This window comes from Marilutibacter maris, from assembly GCF_006546735.2.
In the GTDB taxonomy this organism is placed as follows: Bacteria; Pseudomonadota; Gammaproteobacteria; order Xanthomonadales; family Xanthomonadaceae; genus Marilutibacter; species Marilutibacter maris.
This window is the reverse complement of sequence record NZ_VICD02000263.1, coordinates 1-4,940: the sequence shown is the minus strand read 5'-3', so window position 1 is coordinate 4,940 and position 4,940 is coordinate 1. Positions and strand designations below refer to the sequence as shown.

Here is a 4,940-nt window from a genome sequence, read left to right as displayed (position 1 = left end):
CGGAGCGGCCGGCTGCGTATCCGTCATCGATGGCGTGCGATCCGCGCGCGCGGCACGGTCTTCGAACAGGTCGCGAAAGACCTTGTCAAACATGGACATCGAAGCGTTTCCCCATGAACGTGTGTCCGATCCGGCGACTATAGCGGCGTGCCACGGACCCGCCGTGCCGGGTTTCACAGATCGCGAGGCGCTTGCCGTCGAAGCGCGCGTGCCGGCTCCGGCAGGGGGCGATGCACGCCGGTCTTGCAGCATTCCGGCAACATTTGGCACGCTGGCACGGGTAACGGCCGCTGCGGCCGCATGACACGGTCCCGATGTCGCGCCATTTCTCGATGCTCCGCGAGTTCCACCTCGCCGATTGGTTCACGCTCGCCAACGCTTTCTGCGGCACCGGGGCGGTGTTCGCCTCGATGCGCTATCTGCAGAGTGATCAACTGCGCGACCTGCTGATCGGCATGGCGCTGATCCCTCTGGCCTTCGTGTTCGACGCGCTCGACGGGCGCATCGCGCGCTGGCGCAAGTCGTCGTCGACGTTGGGCCGCGAGCTGGATTCGCTGGCCGACATCATTTCCTTCGGCGTCGCTCCCGCCGCGCTGGCCTATGCCTGCGGCCTGCAGGGCGGCTGGGACTGGCTGGTGCTGAGTTACTTCGTCGGCTGCGGGGTCAGCCGCCTGGCCCGCTACAACGTCACCGCCGAGCAGCTGTCGGGCGGGGAGGACAAGGTCCGCTACTTCGAGGGCACGCCGATCCCGACCAGCCTGCTGCTGGTGGTCGTGCTCGCGGTGGCGGCTTGGCAGGGCGCGATCGGCCCCGACCTGTGGTTCGGCACCTGGCAACTGGGGCCCTGGCAACTGCACCCCCTGGTGCTGATGTTCGCCCTGTCCGGTTCGTTGATGATCAGCAAGACCCTGCACATTCCCAAGCCCTGAGCGGGTCGGCCGCGGCCGGTGCTGCGGTGCTGTCGAGGCCCGTGCGCACGCGTATGCGGCGCCGTCGCAGCCACATGGAATGAACATCGCGTTGCTATGATCGGCCCCAGTATCGGAGGGCACCATGGCAAACAACCCGTTCGGCAGTGATTTCGAGTCGCTAGCGAAGCAGTACTGGAACCAGTGGGGCGAGATGATGCGCGCAGGCGCCGCCCCGGGCGCGCAGGCGATGCCGCCGAACTTCGCCGCTGGCGGCGGTATGCCCGGATGGGAGGAGGCGATCGGCTGGTGGTCGCAACTGGCGCGCGGCGCGCAGCCCGACGCCAACGCCGCGGTCGGCCGCTTCGATCGCCAGGCCCGCGACTGGTTCGGCCGCATCCAGCAGCTGGCGGCCGGTTTCGCCGGCCAGAACCCGGCCGTGTCCGAGGTCGTCGCCGCATGGAAGAACATGCTCGGCGGCGGCAATGCCAATCCTTTCGGCGATGTGTTCGCCAGCATGGGCGGTCGCGGGCAGCAGGGCTTCGATCAGTGGATGGAGCAGGTGGCGCCGTTCATCGCCTCGATGCAGGGCGAGGGGCGCAGCTGGATGGGAATGCCGGCATTCGGCTTCAGCCGCGAGCACCAGCAGCGTTGGCAGCGCATCGGCCAGCTGCAGATGGACTACCAGCAACGCAGCCAGGCCTGCCAGGCGCTGATGGCCGAGGCCGGTCAGCGCGCCTTCGGGCACTTCGAACGCAAGCTCGAGGAACATGCCGAACCCGGCCGCCAACTGAGCTCGGCGCGGGCCTTGTTCGACCTGTGGGTGGATGCCGCCGAGGAGGCCTACGCCGAGGTCGCGATGTCGCCGCGCTATCGCGAGGACTTCGGCGAGATGGTCAATGCGCAGATGCGCCTGCGCGCGGCGATCCAGCACGAGGTCGAGCTGGTCGCGGGCCTGTTCGGAATGCCGTCGCGAACCGAGATCGATTCGGCCCATCGCAAGATCGTCCAGCTCGAGCGCGAGTTGCGGCGGCTGCGCGACGATATCGGTCGTTCGTCGCAGGCCGCGTCGGGCGGAGATGCCGCGTCCGCGCGGAACGGGGACGAACCCGCGACGCCGCGCCGTGCGGCGAAGGCCGCGGGCACGAAGGCACCGGCGAAGAAGGCACCGGCGAGCGGGCGAACGGCGGCGGCCAAGGCACCGACGAAGAAGCCCGCCGGCAAGCGCGCGACGGGCAAGGCCGGCAGCACGGGAAAGGGAGGGCGTTGAGATGACCCGTATCGACATCAATGCGCCGCTCAATTTCACCGCCGAGTCGCTGGCGCAGGAGGCGATGCAGTTCCAGGCCAAGCTGCGCGCCGGTCTGGACACGCTGCGCCAGGTCGAGGACGTCGACTACGGCGCGACCAGTAAGGAGGAGGTCTGGCGCGACGGTCGGGTGGTGCTGTACCGCTTCCGCGGCGACAAGGCGCCGACCGCGAAAGTGCCGCTGCTGATCGCCTACGCCCTGGTCAACCGGCCGTACATGACCGACCTGCAGGCCGACAAGTCGATCGTGCGCGGCCTGCTCGAGCGCGGCGAGGACGTCTACATCCTCGACTGGGGCTATCCGGACCGCTCCGACCGCTACCTGGAGCTGGAGGACTACATCCAGCGCTTCCTCGGCGGCGCGGTCGACCATCTGCGCCAGGCCAGCGGCCACGATGCGATCAACCTGCTCGGCATCTGCCAGGGCGGCGCGTTCTCGCTGTGCTACGCCGCGCTCAACCCCGGCAAGGTGCGCAACCTGATCACCATGGTGACGCCGGTGGATTTCCATACCGACGACAACATGTTGTCGCACTGGACCCGCAACATCGACGTCGACCAGTTCGTCGACACCCTCGGCAACGTGCCGGCCGACCTGATGAACTGGTGCTACCTCACGCTCAAGCCGTGGCGCCTGTTCGTGCAGAAGTACGTCGGCCTGGTCGACATCCTCGACAACAAGCAGGCGATCGAGGACTTCCTGCGGATGGAGAAGTGGATCTTCGATTCGCCGGACCTGGCCGGCGAGGCGTTCCGGCAGTTCATCAAGATGTTCTATCAGGGCAATGGCTTCGTGAATGGCGGCGTCCGCATCGGCGAGCGCGAGGTCGACCTGGCCGACATCACCATGCCGGTGCTGAACATCTACGCGCTGCAGGACCATCTGGTGCCGCCGGCGGCGTCGCAGGCGCTGGGCGGGCTGATCGGAACCACCGACTACACCGAGCATTCGTTCCGCGGCGGTCATATCGGCATCTACGTGTCCAGCCGCGCCCAGCGCGAGGTGCCGGACTCGATCCGCGACTGGCTGCGGGAACGCGACCGATGAGTGTCGGCGCACTGGCCGGGCGGTGGCTGCTACCGTGCGTACTGGCGGTGTCGGCGCTGCTGGCGCCGGCGAAGGGGCGGGCCGCACCGCCTCCGGCCGCCGCCGCCGTCGAGATCGACCGGTTGATCTCGGCCCTGGCCGATTCGGGATGCGAGTTCCAGCGCAATGGGCGCTGGTACGACGCCGGACGCGCGCAGTCGCACCTGCGGCGCAAGCTGGACTGGCTGGTCGAACGCGACATGGTCGCCTCGGCGGAGCAGTTCATCGAACGTGCCGCGACCCGCAGCAGCGTCAGTGGCCGGGCCTACCAGGTGCGTTGTCCGAACCGTCCGGCCGAACCTTCCGCGACGTGGTTGCGGCGTGCGCTCGAGGGCATCCGCGAACCCACGCCGCCATCACGTTGAGTGCCCGACACTGGCACATATTGCAGGATCAAGGAGTTCCCCCATGGCCGATAAACCGCGACCGTTCACGCGGTCCAGACACGACAGAATGATCGCCGGCGTGATGGGCGGAATCGCCCGTCGCTTCGGCTGGAACGCGACCCTGCTGCGGATCGTGTTCGTGGTCGTGTCGATCGCGTCCGCCGCGTTCCCCGGCATCATCGTGTACTTGATCCTGTGGCTGCTGATGCCGGAAGAAACCGACTGAACCCGGCGTCGCGAGCGGCGCTGTTCGCGCTGGGCATCGCCTGGACCCTGCCCAATACCGTGCTGGGCCTGGTGGGCGGTGCGGCCGGGCTGGCGTTCGGCGCGCGCGTGAGGTGGCGCGCCGACGATTGCGCGGTAGTGTTCCAGCATTGGCCGTGGGGGCCGGGCGGCGCGCTGACCCTCGGCAACGTGATCCTGCACACCGGCGCCAGCCTCGACACCGACTGCCTGACCTATGCCCACCGGGCCGGTCTGGGCAACGAGCCGGGCATTCGACTGGCCGATCACGAGCGCGCCCACGTCTACCAGTACATGGTGCTGGGCCCGTTGTTCCTGCCGCTGTACCTGTTGTGCGGGGGCGTCAGCGTGCGCAACCGCTTCGAGCGTGCCGCCGATCGCTATGCGCGCAGCGGCCGCGGCTGGTGGCCCTGGTCGCGCGGCGAGGGATGACGGACTCCAGCGTCGCTCGCTGCAGTCGTTGCCTATACGCGACCGCGACGACGGCGATGCGGCCGTCTCACTCGTTCGACAGCACCTGAATCGACTCGCCCAACCGCACCCCGTCGGGGCCGAAGCGTCGCTCGAAGAACGCGATCGCATTGTCCTCGACCAGGACCACGCTGCTGCAGCGGGTGCCGTAGCGCTCGCCGGACACGAAGGCCGGCGACAACATCCGCTCCAGCTCCAGGCCGACCCCGGTGTCCGGCAGCTGCGCGTCCGGCGCCGGCGCGGTTTCGGCCAGCGCGTCGAGCAGCGGGGCCAGACTGTCGGCGTCCTCCGTCCGTCGCGACGATGCCAGCGGCGTGTCCAGCCATTCCTGCAGGGCGCGTGTCGCATGGCCGCTCTTGGGCCACGGCGCGTCGAAGGCGCCGTTCGACATCGCGTGCAGGCCGGGGGCGATCTCGGCTCGCGCGAACCGTGGATGATTGCTGGCGAATCCCAGGGTCTCTCCGTCCCAGGCCATCAGGTTGAAGTGGCCGTAATCCGGCGCATCGGCGGCGAGGCCGGCGAGCCAGTCGGCCGCC

Annotated in this window: 7 protein-coding genes; 6 read left to right on the top strand and 1 reads right to left on the bottom strand. The window is 68.6% G+C overall.

Annotated features, from left to right (window positions below):
- Positions 1-314: 314 nt before the first annotated feature.
- The 6 genes from FKV24_RS15285 (at position 315) to FKV24_RS15260 (ending at position 4,365) form a co-directional block, all read left to right on the top strand.
- Positions 315-929, top strand: a complete 615-nt coding sequence (locus FKV24_RS15285) for a CDP-alcohol phosphatidyltransferase family protein (RefSeq protein WP_141482999.1) — start codon at positions 315-317, stop codon at positions 927-929.
- Between the two features lie 124 nt (positions 930-1,053).
- Positions 1,054-2,178 (top strand): class III poly(R)-hydroxyalkanoic acid synthase subunit PhaE, encoded by a 1,125-nt coding sequence (phaE, locus tag FKV24_RS15280; RefSeq protein WP_141482998.1) that lies wholly within the window; start codon positions 1,054-1,056, stop codon positions 2,176-2,178.
- A 16-nt stretch (positions 2,179-2,194) separates the two neighbouring features.
- Positions 2,195-3,265 (top strand): class III poly(R)-hydroxyalkanoic acid synthase subunit PhaC, encoded by a 1,071-nt coding sequence (locus FKV24_RS15275; RefSeq protein WP_141483002.1) that lies wholly within the window; start codon positions 2,195-2,197, stop codon positions 3,263-3,265.
- Positions 3,262-3,669 (top strand): DUF5329 family protein, encoded by a 408-nt coding sequence (locus FKV24_RS15270; protein ID WP_170288331.1) that lies wholly within the window; start codon positions 3,262-3,264, stop codon positions 3,667-3,669. The genes FKV24_RS15275 and FKV24_RS15270 overlap by 4 nt, the downstream gene beginning before the upstream one ends.
- A gap of 43 nt (positions 3,670-3,712) precedes the next feature.
- Positions 3,713-3,916 (top strand): PspC domain-containing protein, encoded by a 204-nt coding sequence (locus FKV24_RS15265; protein WP_111266195.1) that lies wholly within the window; start codon positions 3,713-3,715, stop codon positions 3,914-3,916.
- Complete coding sequence (locus FKV24_RS15260; protein WP_141483000.1) at positions 3,913-4,365, top strand: hypothetical protein; 453 nt, start codon at positions 3,913-3,915, stop codon at positions 4,363-4,365. Before FKV24_RS15265 ends, FKV24_RS15260 begins: the two co-directional genes overlap by 4 nt.
- A gap of 67 nt (positions 4,366-4,432) precedes the next feature.
- Here the strand turns inward: FKV24_RS15260 and FKV24_RS15255 are convergent.
- Positions 4,433-4,940 (bottom strand): NRDE family protein (locus FKV24_RS15255; protein WP_211371888.1); only part of this gene is annotated, 508 nt, incomplete at its 5' end.